Consider the following 17,694-nt stretch of genomic DNA (forward strand, 5'->3'; position numbering starts at 1 on the left):
TTTCAGCGCAGATTTGGTTGAAGCGCTCGGGTCGTGGGTTACGATGAATCACAGTCGAGGGGAGGCTGTATGATATGGCTGATTTGCGCATCAATCTCGCGGGGATTCCGGCTCCGAATCCGTTCTGGCTGGCATCCGCGCCGCCGACGAACACCGGCTACCAGGTGCAGCGCGCCTTCGAGGCCGGCTGGGGCGGCGCGGTGTGGAAGACGCTGGGGGATCCCATCATCAATACGTCGTCCCGTTTCGCCGCCGTGCATTTCAACGGGCAGCGCGTCGCGGGCTTCAACAACATCGAGCTGATTACCGACCGGCCGCTCGAGGTGAATTTGAAGGAAATCTACGAGACGAAGAAGCGATTCCCGAATCATGCGCTCGTCGTCTCTCTAATGGTAGAGCCGAAGCGGGAGAAATGGCATGAGATCGTAAAGCGGGTCGAAGCGGTCGGCGTCGACGGCCTGGAGCTGAATTTCGGCTGTCCGCACGGCATGGCTGAGCGGGGGATGGGCTCGGCTTCGGGCCAGCAGCCCGATCTGGTCGAGAAGCAGACGATGTGGGCGAAGGAAGCCGCGCAGACGCCGGTTATCGTGAAGCTGACGCCGAACATCACGGACATCACGGTCGTCGCGCGCCATGCCGTCATGGGCGGAGCGGACGCGATCAGCCTCATCAATACGATCAACAGCTTGGCCGGCGTGGATATCCATACGTGGAACACGGTTCCGCATGTCGGCGGCAAAGGCGCTCACGGCGGCTATTGCGGGCCGGCCGTCAAGCCGATCGCGCTTAGCATGGTCGCGGAATGCGCGAAGGATCGGGCGATCGGCGTTCCGATCTCCGGCATCGGAGGGATCTCCTCCTGGCAGGACGCGGTCGAGTTCATGCTGATGGGCGCGTCGGGCGTGCAGATCTGCACGGCGGCCATGCATCACGGCTTCCGGATCGTGGAAGAGATGATCGACGGGCTGAATAACTACCTCGACGAGAAGGGCATCGCGTCCGTCATGGAATTGACTGGCCAGGCGGTCAGCCGGTATTCGACCTGGGGCGAGCTGGATCTGAACTATCGGGTCGTCGCCCGCATCAACGACGAGACGTGCATCGCGTGCAACAAATGCCATATCGCATGCGAAGATACGTCCCATCAATGCATCGACATGCTCACGGACGAGGGCGGCAGGCGGTATCTGAAAGTGCGCGAGGAGGATTGCGTCGGCTGCAACCTCTGCTCGATCGTCTGCCCGGTCGATGGCGCCATCGACATGGTCGAGGTCAGCGGCGGGCAGGCGTCGATGTCATGGAATGAGATGCAGCAGGCGATCGTTCGGGCGAACGCGGGCGACGATACGGCTTCGACTACCGGGAAGGAGGCGGTGTGACCGATGCGCAAATTGATCAAGAACGGGACGATCGTCACGGCTGCGGACACGTATGTCGGGGATATTTTGATCCATGACGGCATAATCGCGAGGATCGGCGCGGACCTGGATGCGGAAGGCGCGGAAATCGTGGATGCCTCGGGCTGCTTCGTGTTTCCGGGCGGCGTCGATCCGCATACGCATCTGGATATGCCATTTGGCGGTACGGTCACCGTCGACGATTTCGAGTCCGGCACGATCGCGGCGGCGTTCGGCGGAACGACGACGATCATCGACTTTTGCCTGACGTCCAAGGGCAAGCCGCTCGCGGAAGCGGTGCAGGCGTGGCATGCCAAGTCGGCTGGCAAAGCGGTCATCGATTATGGCTTTCATCTGATGGTGTCCGAGGTAACGGACGAGGTGCTGCTCGAGCTGCCCCGCATCATCGAAGAGGAAGGCATCACGTCCCTCAAGGTGTTCATGGCGTACAAAAACGTGCTGCAGGCGGACGACGGCACGCTCTATCGGACGCTTCAGGTGGCGAAGGAGCAGGGCGCGCTCGTCATGGTGCATGCCGAGAACGGCGACGTCATCGATTATCTCGTCCGCGAGGCGCTGGAGGCGGGGCATACGGAGCCGATCTACCATGCGCTGACGCGGCCGCCGCAATTGGAGGGCGAGGCGACGGGACGGGCGGCTGGTCTGACGGAGCTGGCCGACTCGCAGCTGTACGTCGTGCATGTCACGTGTGCGGATGCGGTGGAAAAGATCGCCGAAGCTCGCCGGAGAGGACTTCGCGTCTATGGCGAGACCTGTCCGCAATACCTCGTACTGGATCAGACGTATTTGGAAAAGCCGAATTTCGAAGGGGCGAAGTACGTCTGGTCGCCGCCGCTGCGCGAGAAACGGAACCAAGCGGTACTGTGGGACGCGCTGTGGAACGGCCAGCTGCAGGCGATAGGATCGGATCAATGCTCTTTTGATTTTAAAGGACAGAAGGAGCTCGGCATCGCGGATTTCTCGAAGATTCCGAACGGCGGTCCGACGATCGAGGACCGGTTCAGCCTGCTCTACTCGGAGGGCGTCCACAAGGGCAGGCTGTCCATCAACAAGTTCGTCGATATTATCGCGACGTCGGCGGCGAAGCTGTTCGGCTTGTTTCCGCGGAAAGGAACGATCGCGGTCGGCAGCGACGCCGATATCGTCATCTTTGACCCGTCGGTCGAACGGACGCTGTCGGCGGAGACGCATCATATGAAAGTGGATTATAACGCGTTCGAAGGGATGCAGGTGTTCGGCGAGCCGGTATCGGTGCTCGTGCGCGGCGAATTCGTCATCCGCGACCGGACCTTCGCCGGCAAGCCGGGCTCGGGCCGATACACGCACCGCAAACGGTTCGGCGAAGCCGATAAGCCGGCCGTCAAGAAGCTGCCGATCGGAGGCTCGTCCTGATGTCGGCGTATGCGGAGTTCGTAAGCGAGAAGCAGGCGGTCGAGCGGCTGTTGGCGGAAGGGTATGCCATTGCCGGCGTGACGGAGGGGCTGGACGGTATGGCCGTGCGATTCAAAATGCCGCCTTCCGCGGATGAGCCCCGTGAAGGCCGGGTGCCGGACGTCGAGCAAATCGTAAGGATTCGAAACGCGGATGCGCGGAAGTATGTGGGGACGCTGTTGTTTATGGCGCAGCGGGAGACGCCCGCGTCCGAAGAGACCGGTTGATTACGGGTGACTACGAAGCGGCTGTATCTCTGCGCAGCCCGATCGTCGAGGCAAGCCGAGCGCGTCCCGAGGGATGCGCTCGGCTTGTTTTTGAGGTTGATGGAGGCAAGAGAAACGATAATCCGCCAAGCTTTGCAAATTCGTTCACCGTGACGAAACGCTGCACATGGTGCGTCATTGCTGCCAAGAATCCCCGATCGCTTGCGATTTTTGCACCCTTTCGAGCAACATTCGGCGCCTTCTTGCGTATAAGCTGTAATTCAATTTGCAACGAGGTGGAAGAAGTGCTGTACAAGACATTCAAATCAACGACGCTCGGACTAGCTGCCGGGCTATTCGGCTCGTTCTGCCTGTGGGCGGGAGTCGCTGCCGCGGACGGGAAGTTTTCCGACCTGGCGCATGCGCGGTGGGCGGAAGACAGTATCCAGTATCTGTCGAACCGGGGGACGGTGGCCGGCTTGGGTAACGGACGATTTCAACCGGACGGAGCGGTTACGCGGGGCCAGGCGGTAACCTTCATCATGCGCGAGCTCTATTCGCAAGGGCTGCCCAAGGGAGAGGCTTCTTTTACGGATGTGCCTCGATCGCATCCCTTCCGTCTGGAAATCGCCGCGGCGGCGGCGGCGGGGCTTGCCGGCGGATTCCCGGACGGTTCCTTCCATCCGGATGCGCCGGTTACCCGCGCCGAAACGGCGGCCTTGCTCACCCGGGCGTACGCGCTCGAAGCCGGCGATGGTTCCTCGAAGCTGGCGGACACGTCGTCGTCATGGGCGGCGGCTCCGATCGGCATCATGAGCTCCAACGGCTTGATAGGGGGCTACGCAGACGGCACGTATCGCCCGGATCGGACCGTAACGCGGGCCGAGTTCGCGGTCTTCTTGACGCGGGTGATCCGTTTCGAACGGGAGACGGCCATCCAGGCGAAGGATTGGGACAAGCTGCTGTCGTACATGACGTTAAACGAACAAGTCGGCCAAATGCTGATGCCGGATATTCGCATGTGGAACGGGCAGCCGACGACGACGGTTAATGACGGACTGAAGGATATAATCCATACGCAGGCGCCGGGAGGATTTATCCTGTTCGATAAAAATATCGTCAACGCGCAGCAGGTGGCTACGCTCACCGACCGACTGCAAGCAGAGGCGGGAGATATTCCGCTCTTTCTCGGCGTCGACCAAGAAGGCGGGGTCATCAAGCGCATTCCCGGGGGAACGAACCTGCCGGGACAAATGGCGCTCGGCGCAGCTGGCGATGCGGCGTTGACCGAAGCAGCCGGGAAGCTGACGGGCGAGGAGCTCAAGGCGCTAGGTCTGCAGCTGAACTTCGCGCCCGATCTGGACGTGAACAGCAATCCGGAGAATCCGATCATCGGCATGCGGTCGTTCGGCTCCGATCCCGACTTGGTGTCGCGCCTCGGTCTGGCGGCCATGAAGGGACTGAAGGAAGCGGGCGTCATCGCGGCGGTGAAGCATTTTCCGGGGCACGGGGACACGACGGTGGATTCCCATCTCGGCCTGCCGGTGCTGATGCATGACCGCGATCGGCTGGAGGCGGTGGAATTGAAACCGTTCCGGGCCGCCATCGCGAGCGGGGTGGATATGATCATGACCGCGCATATCGCTTTCCCGGCCGTGGACGACGAGCATGTCGTTTCCTTGAAGGACGGCAGCAGCGTGCCGATTCCCGCGACGATGTCGAAGAAGGTGCTTACCGGGCTGCTAAGGGAAGAATTGGGCTTTAAAGGCGTCATCGTCTCGGATGCTTTCACGATGAACGGCATCGCGGCGCACTTCGGCGAGGCGCAAGCGGTCGTGCGGGCCGTATCCGCTGGCGTGGATATCATTCTCATGCCGCAGGACCCGTCGACCGCGCAGCGGACGCTGGTACAAGCAGTCCGGAACGGCTCCGTTCCGCTGGATCATATTCACGACGCGGTAAAACGGATTTTGGATCTCAAGTCCCGGTACGGTCTGTTCGATCAAGGACCGAGCCTGCCGGCCAAGCTTGCGTCCTTGAAGGGAATAATCGGTTCCGATGCGCACCGGCAGGTGGAGAGAACGATCGCGGAACGCGCGGTTACGCTGCTGGCCGGCCGTGACGGGAAGCACCCGGATCTTATCCGTCATGGAGATCGCATCGTCATCGCGGCCGCGGACGAAGCGCAGGCGAAGCAGCTGGAGAACCAGCTGGCGTTGGAGGGCGAACCGGAGCAATTGAAGACGCGGGTCGCGACGTTGAATCAACCGAAAGAAGCGATAGCGGCGATCGACGGAGCGGACTACGTCATCGTCGCGTCCTATCAGTTCCGCAACGTGGCGAGTCAGTTTGACTGGTCCGGCACCCAAGCGGTCATCGACGAGCTGAACAGAACGAACACGCGGTACGCCTTGCTCTCGCTGGGCAACCCTTACGAAATGCTGTACGTGCGCAATGTGAAATCGGGCCTTGCCGCTTACGGCAAGGAAGAACCCAACACGGAGGCGGCCGTGCGAACGCTGCTTGGACGGATGGATCCGCTCGGCGTACTGCCCGTCGCTTCGTAACGGAAGCCGAAGGATGACCAACCGATTTTTCCGCGGCCGCGGCGTTCTTGAATGGGTGCTGCTAAGCAGCCGGTGTGACTATCCTTGTAAATTCCATTTCTATGAGCTATAGTGAAACTAATTTAATAGACTACGGGTGCTGGATGAAGTCCGGCTGAGATAGGGAACGCATTTCCCTGACCGTTAATCTGAACCAGGTAATGCTGGCGTAGAGAACGTATCGAATTCAAACCATTCGTATATTCTCGAATGGTTTTTTTCTATTGTTCATGCCCGCTGCCTTAGCGAAGGAGAACAAAGGATGGATGATTTCATTGCGAGTTTGCAGCATCAAGCGGAGGAGAGGCAGGAGGAACTGTTCGCTCTTCTGGCGGAATTGATCGCGCACCCGACCGTCAGTCCGCCGGCGCGAAACACGATGGATGCGCAGCGGTTTCTAGAGAGACAGCTCCAAGCGAGCGGGTTCGAGACGGAGTTGTGGGAGGTGTATCCCGGCGATCCGAACGTGACTGCGGTGAAGCGGGGAACGCAGGGGGACAAGTATCGAAGCCTGCTGCTGAACGGCCACATGGACGTCGCCGAAGTCGGGGATACGAGCGAATGGCTGCACGATCCGTTCGCATTGACGCTGGAGAACGGCCGTGCGTACGGCAGAGGTACCGCGGATATGAAGGGCGGACTCGCCGCGCTGCTGTTCGCGGCGAAGCTTCTTGCGGATGCAGGCGCCGAACTGAAAGGAGATCTGCTCTTCCAATCCGTCATCGGCGAAGAAGCCGGCGAAGCAGGGACCCGCGCCTGCATGGAGCGGGGATGCCAGGCAGACCTTGCCGTCGTCGCGGATACGAGCGGACTGGCCATCCAAGGACAAGGCGGCGTGATCACCGGCTGGGTGACGGTGCAAAGTCCGGTTACGTATCATGACGGGATGCGTTCGCGGATGATCCATGCGGGCGGCGGCGTCCAGGGCGCCAGCGCGATCGAGAAGATGGCCAAGCTGATTGCCGGCCTTCAAGAACTGGAGCGTCATTGGGCCGTAACCAAATCGTACCCGGGCTTCCCGCCGGGCTCGAATACGATCAATCCCGCGGTCATCGAGGGCGGCCGCCATGCGGCGTTCATAGCGGACCGATGCGCGCTGTGGATCACGGTTCACTTCTATCCGAACGAGGATTACGAGACGGTTACCGCCGAGATCGAGGCTCATCTGCTGGCGGTTGCCCATGGCGATCCATGGCTGAGGAACCATCCGCCGACCTTCCGCTGGGGTGGCCGGTCGATGATCGAGGAGCGCGGGGAAATCTTCCCGTCGCTGGAGCTGGATCCGAACGGGGAGGGTCTCCAAGCGCTGGCCGAACGTCACAAGCAAGTGCGGGGTACTTCGCCTGCCATAAGCATGAGTCCGTCCGTTACGGATGCGGGCTGGATCGGGCGGGCAGGCATTCCGACGCTGATCTACGGTCCGGGCGAACTTGCCAACGCGCACGCCGTGGATGAAAGCGCGGATCCGAGAGAGTTGGTCGATTACGCCAAAATCATGATCGCCTTCATCGCGGATTGGTGCAACCGGATTAAACCGGAGTCGGAGCATGAACGTCCTGCAGAGAAACCTAGTGCGAGAGTCGGTGAAGCGCCGTGAACCGTTTCAGCGATAGGTTGTACCGTTCCGCGCAAGAGATATGGACCAAGAGCCACAACCATCCGTTCTTGACGGAGTTAAGGGAAGGGACGCTGGATCCCGAACGTTTCATCTATTATCTCAAACAGGATTATGTCTATCTGATCGATTACGCCAAGATGTTCGCCATCGGCAGCATGAAGGCCAGGGATCTGGATACGATGGGCAAATTCGCCGAGCTGCTTCATTCGACGCTCAACGTGGAAATGGAGCTTCATCGGCAATATGCGGCGCGCTTCGGCATCTCGCGCGAAGAGCTGGAGCAAACGCGTCCTTCGCCGACCACGGTGGCATACACCAAGTATTTGCTGGATACCGCGTCGCAAGGCCCGCTGTCTGAAGCAGTAGCCGCTCTGCTCCCCTGCATGTGGAGTTACCGGGAGATCGGGGCCGCTTACATGCGGGTTCCCGGCGCGCTGGAGCATCCGCTGTACAGGGAATGGATCTTGATGTACGGTTCCGAGGAATTCGGAGCGCTTGCCGACTGGTGCGTCGGGCTCTTGGATCGGCTGGCGGAAGGTTTGCCGGAGCAGGAGCTTGCGCAGTTGGAGGAACGCTTCCTCGTTGCATCCAGGCTGGAATATATGTTCTGGGATATGGCGTATCGACTAGAGGAGTGGCCGGTGTGAGCGCGCCTAAGACTGACGCAATAAAGACCGAATCTCGCAAGGCTGAACCGCCTATGATCGAATCTCATGAGACTGAACCGCCTGGGGCTGATCTACCTAAGACCTCAGCTCCCCGAACTCCAGAGCAGCCGGCCGTGCTATCGGTTCGCGGCCTAGGTTTCGGTTTCGCCGGCGAAACGCCCTTGTTCGAAAAGCTGGATTTCAGCCTTAAACAAGGCGAGTTCGTCAGCGTTCTGGCAGCGAGCGGGATCGGCAAGACCACGCTGTTCCGGCTGCTCTCCGGACTGCTCGTTCCCCAAGCCGGAACGATTGCCATCGGCGAAGCGGGAGACGCGCCGGCAGCGGCCAGCAAGCTCGGCAAGATTGGCTACATGCCCCAGAAGGATTGCCTCATGCCGTGGCGAACCGTGCTGGATAATGCCGTGCTTGGCTTGGAGCTCGGAGGAATGCCAAAGCGGGAAGCTCGCCGTCAGGTACTGAAGCTGCTCCCCGGTCTAGGGCTGGATGGCACGGCGAACAAGTACCCGCATGAGCTGTCCGGCGGCATGCGCCAGCGCGTCTCGTTCCTGCGATCGCTTCTGGGAGGCGGAGAGCTGCTGCTGCTGGACGAGCCGTTCAGCGCCTTGGATGCGATGACCCGCGTCGGCATGCAGGAATGGCTGCTGCAAGTGTGGGAGCAGCACCGCACGACCGTATTGTTCATCACCCACGACGTCGACGAAGCGCTGCTCTTGTCCGACCGCGTGCTCGTGGCGGCGCAATCGCCGATTACGTCGCTGAACGAGCTGGCTGTTGATCTGCCGCGTCCGCGCAGCTACGAATTCGCCATGGACGAAGCGTTCATCGATTTGAAGCGCCGACTGCTCGGGCTGATCGGGCGGGGTGCTCGCGGCTCTTCGGAAGAAGCGGGGAGGCTGCCATGAACGAACGCAAACGAAGCGGCAAACTAGCGGCGCATATGCCCGTGGTCCTATTCATTCTGCTGCTCGCCGCCGCGTGGGAAGCAGGCGCAAGAATGTTCGAGATCCCGCATTACATTATTCCGAAGCTGTCGGATGTGCTTGTCTCCATGGGGGACAATTGGCGGCTGCTGAGCAAGCATTTTGCCATCACGCTGGGCGAGGCTGTGCTCGGCCTCGGAATCTCCGCCGTATTCGGCGTATTGGCTGCCGTATGGATCGAGAGCTCGGGCTTGGCGAAGAAGACGATCTATCCGCTTATCGTCACGTCCCAGACGATTCCGATTATCGCGTTATCGCCGATTATGGTGATGTGGTTCGGTTATGAGATATGGAGCAAGGTTGCCGTCGTCATCCTATTTACGTTTTTTCCCATCGCCGTGAATACGGCTGACGGCTTTCGTTCCGCGGACCCCGATATCGGAGAGCTGCTGCGGACGATGGGCGCGGGCCGATTCGATCGCTTCCGCAAGTGGAAGATTCCATCGGCGCTGCCCGGTTTCTTCACCGGTCTTAAGATGGCCGCGGCGATCAGCGTCGGGGGCGCAACGCTGGGAGAATGGCTCGGCGGGGAAAACGGTCTCGGCATGTATACGAAGCGGGCATCCAATATGCTGCGCGGAGAAGCGGTTTTCTCTGGCGTGCTGCTGCTGTCGGCCATGGGCGTTCTGTTGTTCCTCGTGGTACTGGCGGTGGAGCGAGCGGCTCTTGCTCATCGCAGAAACAAAAATGAATGAATCAATCGTTTATACTTGGGGGGTAACTGTAATCGTGCGTCAATGGAGAAAACCAGCTTGGTTATCTATCATGCTGCTGCTGACGGTATTCGCCGTCGTCGGCTGCGGCTCAAACGGCTCCAATAAGGGAGCGGATTCCGCGGAAACGGAACTGACGGTGCTGCTGGACTGGTATCCGAACGCGGTGCATACGTTCTTGTATGCGGCGGAGGAGCAGGGCTATTTCAAGGAAGCGGGCCTCAAGGTGAAGCTGCAGACGCCTGCGGACACGAACGATGCGCTGAAGCTGGTCGCGACCGGCAAGGCCGATCTAGCGCTCAGCTACCAAATGCAGGTGGCCATCTCGCGCGCCGAGGGCATTCCGATCGTATCCGTCGGCGCGATCGTGCGCCATCCGCTGAATCAATTGCTCGTCCTGGACTCGCAAGCGATTCATAGCCCGAAGGATCTGATCGGCAAAAAAATCGGTTACCCGTCGATTCCGCTCGATGAAGCCATCGTCAATACGATGGTGAAGACGGATGGCGGAGATCCTTCCAAGCTCGATTACGTCGACGTCGGCTGGGATCTGATTCCGGCCATGTCGACCAAGAAGGTGGATGCGATCATCGGGGGCTACGTGAACCACGAGAAGCTGTTATTGGAGAAGGAAGGCGAGAAGCTGATTGCCCTCGACCCTTCCAAGTACGGCGTCCCGGATTACTACGAGCTCGTACTGACAGCCAGCGAGGATGGTTTGAAGAAGAACGGCGCCGCGATCAAGAAGTTTATGGAGGCAGCCGCCCGAGGACAAGCTTATACGGCGAGTCATCCGGACGAAGCGCTCCAGCTGTTATTGGATCAGCAAAACAAAGAGTTTCCGCTGGATGCCGACATCGAAAAACAAAGCTTGGCGATCCTGCTTCCGCTGATGGATGCAGGGACGGAGCCGTTCGGCAGCCAGTCCGAACAATCTTGGCGCTCCATTATCGATTGGTTGAAGGAACAAGGTCAATTGACGAAGGACGTCGATCCGGCGGAAGCATTCCGCAATTTATAAAGCGAAGGGAGTCTGAGGCGTGGACGAACGATATTCACGGCAAATGCTGTTTGCGCCCATCGGCGAAGCCGGACAGCGCAAGCTGGGGAGCAGCGCGGTATGCATTGTGGGCATGGGCGCATTGGGCACCGTGCTGGCCAATCACATGGTGAGGGCCGGCGTAGGCTTGGTGCGGATGGTCGACCGGGATTACGTGGAACGAAGCAATTTGCAGCGGCAGATGTTATATGACGAAGAGGATGTGCGAAGCGGGTATCCGAAGGCCATCGCGGCCGAGAAGAAGCTGAAGAAGGTCAATTCGGATATCCGGATCGAAGCGATCGTGGCCGACGTCACGGCCCATAATATCGAATCGCTGCTCTCGGGCATGGATCTGGTGCTGGACGGGACGGATAATTTTCAAACGAGATTCCTATTGAACGACGCCTGCTTCCGCATGGGCATCCCGTTTACGTACGGCGGGGCAGTCAGCTCGCGCGGCATGAGCGCGATTCTGGTTCCGGGCCAGACGCCTTGCCTGCGCTGCTTCATTCAATCCTCGGATTCCAGCGGGCAAACCTGCGATACGATCGGCGTGATCGCGCCCGTGGTCGATATCGTGGCTTCCTATCAGGCGGTAGAAGCGCTGAAGCATTTGGCCGGTGCCCATGACAAGCGAAGAAACAGCCTGGTCACGTTCGACGCGTGGAATAACCAGTATTACGAAATGAAGCTCGGAGCGCCGACGAAAGACTGCCCCTGCTGTCAGTTAAAGCAATATCCTGCCCTGGATACGAGCCAGCAGGACGACGCGATTTCGCTGTGCGGCCGGGAAACGGTGCAAATCTCCGGCAGCGGGCCGCTGGATCTGGCCGTTTGGCGGGAGCGGCTGGAGCCCGCGGTCGCGAAGGTGACGCTGAATGCCTACTTGCTGCGGGCGGAGCTTCCGGATGGCGAGAAGCTGGTCTTGTTCCCCGACGGGCGCGTGTTCGTTCAAGGCACGGATGATTTGGTGAGGGCCAAAACCTTATATGCCCGTTATATCGGATCTTAAGGTTTGAAAGGAATGGAAGAAGCACAAGAAGCACAACAGCGTGACAGGAGGGGGAGAAACATGAAGGATTTCCGTTTATATGCGATTACGGGAGAGAATTTCCATCCGGACCGGGAGCTGCTTGAGGTGATGGAAGAAGCGATTCATGGCGGCGCGGATATCATCCAGCTGCGGGACAAGACGAGCGGCCGGGAAGAGCTGCTGCGAAAAGCCAGAGCGCTTCGGGACTTAACCCGCCGGTATGGCGTCACCTTCATCGTCAACGATCACGTCGATGTCGCGATGGAAGTCGATGCGGACGGGATTCATTTGGGGCAAGGCGATCTATCGCTGCTCGAAGCCAGAAGAATCGTCGGCGATAAAATCATCGGCATCTCCACGCATGCGCTGGAAGAGGCTCTGCTGGCAGAGGAGCAGGGCGCGGATTATATCGGGGTCGGTCCCGTATACCGCACGGCGACCAAAGCGGACGTCGTCGATCCGGTCGGCGTATCGTACGTTCGCGAAGTGGCGCAGCACATCAAGATCCCGTTCGTCGCGATCGGCGGAATCAAGCTGTCCAACGTGGATGAAGTGATCGAAGCGGGCGCGACGCGGATCTGCGCGGTCAGCGAAATCGTCGGAAGCAGCGATGTGAAAGGGACCTGCGAAGCGTTCCTGAGCAAGCTGGACAAACAGGGGTGAGCGCGTGAAACTGATCATTAACGGGTTGGAGCAGGAGCTCGGCGTTCTTACGATCCAAGAGGTCGTCGACCATTACGGTTTGACGGGGAAGCCGGTCGTCGTCGAGGCGGACGGCGTCGTTCTTCAAGCTGAACAGTGGGCAGCTACATCGGTTCATGCCGCAATGAAAATCGAGCTCGTACACTTTGTCGGAGGAGGTTGAAGACGATGGCAGACGGTTTGCGCATCGGCAATATAGAATTATCTTCCCGTTTCTTTATCGGTACCGGACTTTATCCCAATCCTTACGTTCAGATGGAAGCCATCCGGGCTTCAGGAGCGCAGGTGCTGACCTTCGCCATCCGGCGGATCAACCTGGAATCCACGGAAGACGATTCGATCCTGCAGCATGTGCAGAACGGACAATATACGTACCTGCCGAACACGTCCGGCGCGAGAACGGCCGACGAAGCGGTACGAATCGCCCGGCTGGCGCGCGCTTCCGGCCTCAGCGAGTGGATCAAGGTCGAGATCAGCGCGAATGAACGCACGCTGCTGCCGGATCCGATCGAAACCTTGAAGGCTACGGAAATCCTGACGAAGGAAGGTTTCACGGTGCTGCCGTATACGTCGGACGATCCGATACTATGCAAGCGCTTGGAAGAGGCCGGAGCAGCGGCCGTCATGCCTGGAGCGGCACCGATCGGTACGGGACTCGGCATTCTCAATCCTTACAACCTGGGGCTGATCGTCGAAGACGCGCAGGTGCCGATCATCGTGGACGCAGGCCTCGGTTCCGTGAGCGACGTCGCCCAAGCGATGGAGCTCGGCGTATCCGGCGTGTTGATGAATACGCCCGTGGCCAAGGCCAGAGACCCGATCGGGATGGCGCAAGCGATGCGGATGGGGATCGAAGCAGGGCGGCTTGCTTATCTAGCCGGACGAATCGATAAGAAGCGCTATGCGTCGGCAAGCAGCGGGTTGGACGCGTTCAAACTGCATTAGTCGACTAGAGCGAAATCCTGCCGCATTGCTGACGAATAGACGCCATTACTTAGGAAAGATGGTCTGCAGATGAGAGAGAGCGTTGTGATCATGGGCGGGGGCGTCATCGGACTGTCCTGTGCATTCGAATTACGGAGACGGGGTCATCAAGTCACCGTGCTGGAGCTCACGCGCTGCGGGGGACAGGCTTCCGGCGCGGCGGCCGGCATGCTGGCTCCGTATTCGGAGAACGTGGAGGGACCCGACGCGTTTTTCCGATTTTGCCTCGAAAGCCTGCGCCTCTACCCTGAGTGGCAGGCAGACGTGAAGCGCATTTCCGGCCGGACATTCGAATATACCCATTCGGGCAGCCTCTACGTTGCCTATCACGAGGCGGATATGCTAGCGCTGGAAGGCAGGCTCTTATGGCAGCGGGAGTATGGTTCCTCTGGGAGCATCGTGGAAGGAGAAGCTTTATTCCGTTTGGAGCCGCAGCTGTCGAGGGACGTCCGGGCGGCGCTGCATACGCCGGAAGAGAGCCATCTCTATGCGCCGCATTACGTAGCCGCGCTTGAGCAAGCCTGCCGGGTAACGGGCGTACGCATTCATGAGAACTTGGAGAGGCTGTCCGTCGCGGACTGGCAGAACGAAATTGCGATTCAATCGGCGGATGGACGCGTGTTCGGCGCTGACCGGCTGCTGGTCTGTTCCGGGGCATGGGCACAGGAGCTCTCGGCCACGTTCGGCATCCGCATTCCCGTCTATCCGATTCGCGGGCAGATTTGCGCGTATGAGGTGGACGGGAAGCCCGTGCAGCATATGGTGTTCGGCAATCAGGGTTATCTGGTGGGCAAAGAAAACGGCTCGCTCGTGTGCGGCGCCTCGGAGGACGTTGCCGGCTTCGACACGTCGGTCACGGAGAAAGGAATCGAGCGTCTGCGAAAATGGAACAAAAACGCGTTTCCGTTCCTGGCGGACAAGACGCCGTTTCATCGCTGGGCAGGCTTGCGTCCCGCTACCCAGGATGGCTATCCGCTGATCGGAGCGCTCGGCGGCGCTAAGCGGGTCGTATTCGCGGCAGGGCATTATCGCAACGGCATCCTGCTTAGTCCGGCTACGGCCATGCTTGCCGCGGATTGCTTGGAAGGAAGGGCGCCGGCCGAATATGCGCAGGCGTTCTCGCCGGAACGGTTCGGCAGCGGCTGAGATTGCAGGCTAGCTGCAGGCGCGCAGCAGCGAGAAGTTCGTGCAGTCGTAAGCTGGCGCCGTGTTTTCGGCATGGTGTCGGGGGAGATTGTCTTGTGTTCGACTTCTTCAAGAGGGCGGATGCCGCTAGGGGCCGATGCCTGTCTTCGCCTTCGACGGAAGGGAGAATCGAAGCAGGATATGCCGATGCTCGACTACTCCTCCGGTTGCCATCGCGGCGATTAAGGCGTGCCCGGCGCTCGCGCCAATGACCGATGAACGGTAAGCTCGATAACGAATAAACAAGGAGCAGATGCGCTTAGGCGATCTGCTCCTTGTTCGTTTGCCGGCGCTGGACTAGTCGCCGTTATTGCGGGCGTTCTCGTAGCCGGCGACGCCGGAAGAGCCTTCGTCCGAAATTTCGGCCAGCGATTTGACCTCGCCGTGGGGCTTCTGGTTCTGTTTGCGGCTCTTCCATGCGTTCTCGCGGCGGTTCTTGGATGATGTCATGGTAAGGAGGCTCCTTTTGGGTGGCATGCTGTGATTCGCGCCGCCGCTGCCTGTGGGTCGCAGTTCTTGGCGCGTTCTTAGCGTGCGCGTTAACGGCCGTTTCTATAACGGCTGACCCGGTTTCGGCTTGCGCGCGCCCCACCAGAACAGGAAACCGACGCACAGCAGGACGACGAGGAACGGCGCGACGAAGATGAGGAATTTCTCGATCATGGGTGAACAACCTCCGTTTTTGACGGTTGCCGAAACGATGCGTTATCGGCTTTCCGGTATCTATTTGGCACGCTTGCCCTGTACGTATTTCGTGTCGAACAAGAACAGCCGCATGAGCAGGTACAGCGACGGAATGAGCAGCAGCAGACCGAGAATGAAGACCGCGATAAGCGCGATGGCCATCGGTTCGCTCGTGAAGTTGTCGTGAATCGTCAGATATGGATACAGTACGTACGGCATATGGCCCGCGCCGTAGCCGAAGAAGGCGAAACCGAACTGCAGCATGACGAAGACGAAGGCGACGCCGAGGCGCCTGCGCGTCCATAAGAAGTAGATCGCCACGAGGAAGCAGGCGAACGAGAGCACGAACATCCAAGCGTAATGCTTCATTTGATCGAAATGGACCGGGTTATGCCCGCGGATCGCGAAGAATACGAGCAGGCTGCACAGAATCGTAGGTCCGCTCCAGGCGAGCGCGTATTTGCGGACCACTTCGAAGGCGCCGCGGTCATTGGCGCGGTCGGCGTAGTAGCTGAGGAACATCGCCGATATATACAGCACGCTCACGAGCGCGAGCAGCACGACCGTCCACGAATACGTCGAGCCGAACAATTTGCCGTACAGGAAGGTCACGCCTCCGCTTGGATCGACTTCGATATAGCCGCCTTCCGAGATCGTCATGACCGTGGAGAGCGAAGCGGGAATAAGCAGGCCGCTAGCGCCGTAGAGCAGCATGTAGAAGCGGTTGTTCTTGTTCGTGCCGTAAGTATTGAACGCATAATACGAGCCGCGGATGGCTAGCAGGACGATCGCGACGCTGCCCGGCACGAGCAAGGCGGTACCGTAATAGAAGGCGGTATCCGGGAAGAAGCCGACGATGCCGACGAAGAAGAAGACGAGAAACACGTTCGTCACTTCCCAGACGGGCGACAAATAGCGCTCGATGATATTGTTGATCAGATGCCGCTGACCGGTGACCGCGCTGTAGTAGCTGAAGAAGCCCGCGCCGAAATCGATCGAAGCGACGATCAGGTAGCCGAATAGGAAAATCCAGAGCACGGTAATGCCGAGCACTTCGTAGCTCACAGCTCATCGCCTCCTTTGAAGCCCTTGGCCGCGATCTCGTCCTCGGCCCGGTTGCTGCGGAACATGCGGATCAGCACCGTGACCGCCGATACGCCGAGCACGACGTAGAGCAGGACGAATACGATAAGCATCGTATCCACGTGATCCGAAGTCGTCGCGCCTTCCGACGTGCGCATGATGCCGCGGAGCAGCCAAGGCTGGCGGCCGACCTCGGAGAAGATCCAGCCGTGCTCGATCGTCATCATGGCGAGCGGGGCGGCGAGTATGATGCCGCGCAGCATCCATTTGTTGCCGAAGGCGGCGCTTCGCTTGCGGTACAGGAGCAGCATGAATGCGCCTGCGATGACGACCATCATCGCGACGAAGCCCATTTTCAAGTCGAACAGATAGTGAATATAGAGCGGCGGATGTTCATCCTTCGGAATGTCGTTCAAGCCGGTCACTTCCGCGTTCGGCAGGCCATGGGCGAGAATGCTGAGCGCGAACGGGATTTTGAAGCCGTATTTGATCTCGTTGTCGTCCGTCAAGATTCCGCCTAGCACGAGCGGCGCTTGCTTCGACGTATCGAAATGCCATTCCATCGCCGCCAGCTTCTCCGGCTGATATTTGGCCAAGTATTTGCCCGACAGATCGCCGATCACGGCGCTTGCGATAATGAAGACGAAGGCGGACATCATCGTCAGCTTCAATGCCTTCTTATAGTAAACATGGTTGCGGCCCTTCAAGAGCGACCAGGCTGAGATCGCTGCGAGCACGAACGCGCAGGTCAAGTAAGCCGTGACGAGCACATGCGATACTTTGGTCGGCATGGCCGGGCTGAGCATCGCGCCGAACGGGGAGATATCGACGATTTTGCCGTCCTTCACCGTTACCCCTGCAGGCGAATTCATGAACGCGTTGACGATCGTAATGAAGCAGGCCGAAGCCGACGAACCGAGAACGACCGGAATCAGGAGCAGCAGATGCGTCGTCTTCTTCTTGAATCGCTCCCATGTGTAGAGATAAATGCCGAGAAAAATAGCTTCGAAGAAGAAAGCGAATGTCTCCATGAAGAGCGGCAGGGCGATCGATTGGCCCGCGACCCGCATGAAGGTCGGCCACAGCAGGCTGAGCTGCAGGCCGATGGCCGTGCCCGTGACGACGCCGACGGCGACCGTGATGACGAAGCCCCGCGCCCAACGGCGCGCCATGAGCAGATAATGATCGTCGCCCCGCTTGATGCCGATCCATTCGGCGAGCGCGATCATCAGGGGAACGCCGACGCCGATCGTGGCGAATATAATATGAAAAGCGAGCGTGACTCCCGTAAGAATCCGGCTGTACATGACCGGATCGTAACCGCTTAGCAGCATCTTGATC

Annotated in this window: 18 protein-coding genes and 1 riboswitch; of the genes, 14 read left to right on the forward strand and 4 right to left on the reverse strand. The window is 59.5% G+C overall.

Annotation, left to right across the window (positions count from 1 at the left end; translation table 11 throughout):
• Window positions 1–74: 74 nt before the first annotated feature.
• The 14 genes from preA to thiO all read left to right on the forward strand — a co-directional run bounded on the left by preA (window position 75) and on the right by thiO (window position 14,547).
• A complete protein-coding gene (gene preA, locus GT003_RS22685; RefSeq protein WP_161702155.1) occupies window positions 75–1,379 on the forward strand; it encodes an NAD-dependent dihydropyrimidine dehydrogenase subunit PreA in 1,305 nt (434 codons plus the stop codon).
• A gap of 3 nt (window positions 1,380–1,382) precedes the next feature.
• Window positions 1,383–2,810, forward strand: coding sequence for a dihydropyrimidinase (gene hydA, locus GT003_RS22690; RefSeq protein ID WP_161702157.1), 1,428 nt, complete (start codon window positions 1,383–1,385; stop codon window positions 2,808–2,810).
• A complete protein-coding gene (locus GT003_RS22695) occupies window positions 2,810–3,076 on the forward strand; it encodes a hypothetical protein (RefSeq protein WP_161702159.1) in 267 nt (88 codons plus the stop codon). The genes hydA and GT003_RS22695 overlap by 1 nt, the downstream gene beginning before the upstream one ends.
• 284 nt (window positions 3,077–3,360) lie before the next feature.
• The gene (locus tag GT003_RS22700; RefSeq protein WP_161702161.1) at window positions 3,361–5,622 is read left to right on the forward strand and encodes a glycoside hydrolase family 3 N-terminal domain-containing protein; all 2,262 of its coding nucleotides are present in this window, start codon (window positions 3,361–3,363) and stop codon (window positions 5,620–5,622) included.
• A gap of 122 nt (window positions 5,623–5,744) precedes the next feature.
• Window positions 5,745–5,855, forward strand: a riboswitch (TPP riboswitch).
• A 68-nt stretch (window positions 5,856–5,923) separates the two neighbouring features.
• Window positions 5,924–7,258 carry an acetylornithine deacetylase gene (locus GT003_RS22705; RefSeq protein WP_161702164.1) on the forward strand — a complete coding sequence of 445 codons (1,335 nt, stop codon included), beginning with the start codon at window positions 5,924–5,926 and terminating at the stop codon, window positions 7,256–7,258.
• Complete coding sequence (gene tenA, locus GT003_RS22710) at window positions 7,255–7,926, forward strand: thiaminase II (protein ID WP_161702166.1); 672 nt, start codon at window positions 7,255–7,257, stop codon at window positions 7,924–7,926. Before GT003_RS22705 ends, tenA begins: the two co-directional genes overlap by 4 nt.
• A 182-nt stretch (window positions 7,927–8,108) precedes the next feature.
• A complete protein-coding gene (locus tag GT003_RS22715; RefSeq protein WP_239566062.1) occupies window positions 8,109–8,849 on the forward strand; it encodes an ABC transporter ATP-binding protein in 741 nt (246 codons plus the stop codon).
• Window positions 8,846–9,622 carry an ABC transporter permease gene (locus GT003_RS22720; RefSeq protein ID WP_204798958.1) on the forward strand — a complete coding sequence of 259 codons (777 nt, stop codon included), beginning with the start codon at window positions 8,846–8,848 and terminating at the stop codon, window positions 9,620–9,622. The genes GT003_RS22715 and GT003_RS22720 overlap by 4 nt, the downstream gene beginning before the upstream one ends.
• 70 nt (window positions 9,623–9,692) lie before the next feature.
• A complete protein-coding gene (locus GT003_RS22725; protein ID WP_161702387.1) occupies window positions 9,693–10,661 on the forward strand; it encodes an ABC transporter substrate-binding protein in 969 nt (322 codons plus the stop codon).
• A gap of 19 nt (window positions 10,662–10,680) precedes the next feature.
• Entirely contained in the window at window positions 10,681–11,694 is a 1,014-nt protein-coding gene (locus GT003_RS22730; RefSeq protein WP_338046012.1) for a ThiF family adenylyltransferase, read from the forward strand.
• A gap of 60 nt (window positions 11,695–11,754) precedes the next feature.
• On the forward strand, window positions 11,755–12,378 hold the full coding sequence (gene thiE, locus GT003_RS22735) for a thiamine phosphate synthase (protein ID WP_161702170.1): 624 nt from the start codon (window positions 11,755–11,757) through the stop codon (window positions 12,376–12,378).
• 4 nt (window positions 12,379–12,382) lie between these two features.
• Complete coding sequence (gene thiS, locus GT003_RS22740; protein ID WP_161702172.1) at window positions 12,383–12,580, forward strand: sulfur carrier protein ThiS; 198 nt, start codon at window positions 12,383–12,385, stop codon at window positions 12,578–12,580.
• A 5-nt stretch (window positions 12,581–12,585) separates the two neighbouring features.
• Window positions 12,586–13,362: a thiazole synthase gene (locus GT003_RS22745; protein ID WP_161702174.1), complete on the forward strand. Its 777-nt coding sequence runs from the start codon at window positions 12,586–12,588 to the stop codon at window positions 13,360–13,362.
• 69 nt (window positions 13,363–13,431) lie between these two features.
• Window positions 13,432–14,547, forward strand: coding sequence for a glycine oxidase ThiO (gene thiO / locus GT003_RS22750; protein WP_161702176.1), 1,116 nt, complete (start codon window positions 13,432–13,434; stop codon window positions 14,545–14,547).
• Between the two features lie 336 nt (window positions 14,548–14,883).
• Here the strand turns inward: thiO and GT003_RS32165 are convergent, their stop codons facing one another.
• The 4 genes from GT003_RS32165 to GT003_RS22760 all read right to left on the reverse strand — a co-directional run bounded on the left by GT003_RS32165 (window position 14,884) and on the right by GT003_RS22760 (window position 17,687).
• Window positions 14,884–15,036: a DUF6254 family protein gene (locus GT003_RS32165; RefSeq protein ID WP_170312313.1), complete on the reverse strand. Its 153-nt coding sequence runs from the start codon at window positions 15,034–15,036 to the stop codon at window positions 14,884–14,886.
• A 102-nt stretch (window positions 15,037–15,138) separates the two neighbouring features.
• On the reverse strand, window positions 15,139–15,246 hold the full coding sequence (cydS, locus tag GT003_RS33150) for a cytochrome bd oxidase small subunit CydS family protein (protein ID WP_420831476.1): 108 nt from the start codon (window positions 15,244–15,246) through the stop codon (window positions 15,139–15,141).
• A 63-nt stretch (window positions 15,247–15,309) separates the two neighbouring features.
• Window positions 15,310–16,335 (reverse strand): cytochrome d ubiquinol oxidase subunit II, encoded by a 1,026-nt coding sequence (locus tag GT003_RS22755; RefSeq protein WP_161702178.1) that lies wholly within the window; start codon window positions 16,333–16,335, stop codon window positions 15,310–15,312.
• The gene (locus GT003_RS22760) at window positions 16,332–17,687 is read right to left on the reverse strand and encodes a cytochrome ubiquinol oxidase subunit I (RefSeq protein ID WP_161702180.1); all 1,356 of its coding nucleotides are present in this window, start codon (window positions 17,685–17,687) and stop codon (window positions 16,332–16,334) included. The genes GT003_RS22755 and GT003_RS22760 overlap by 4 nt, the downstream gene beginning before the upstream one ends.
• Window positions 17,688–17,694: the final 7 nt, after the last annotated feature.

Source organism: Paenibacillus sacheonensis, assembly GCF_009909195.1.
Taxonomy (GTDB): Bacteria; Bacillota; Bacilli; order Paenibacillales; family Paenibacillaceae; genus Paenibacillus_Z; species Paenibacillus_Z sacheonensis.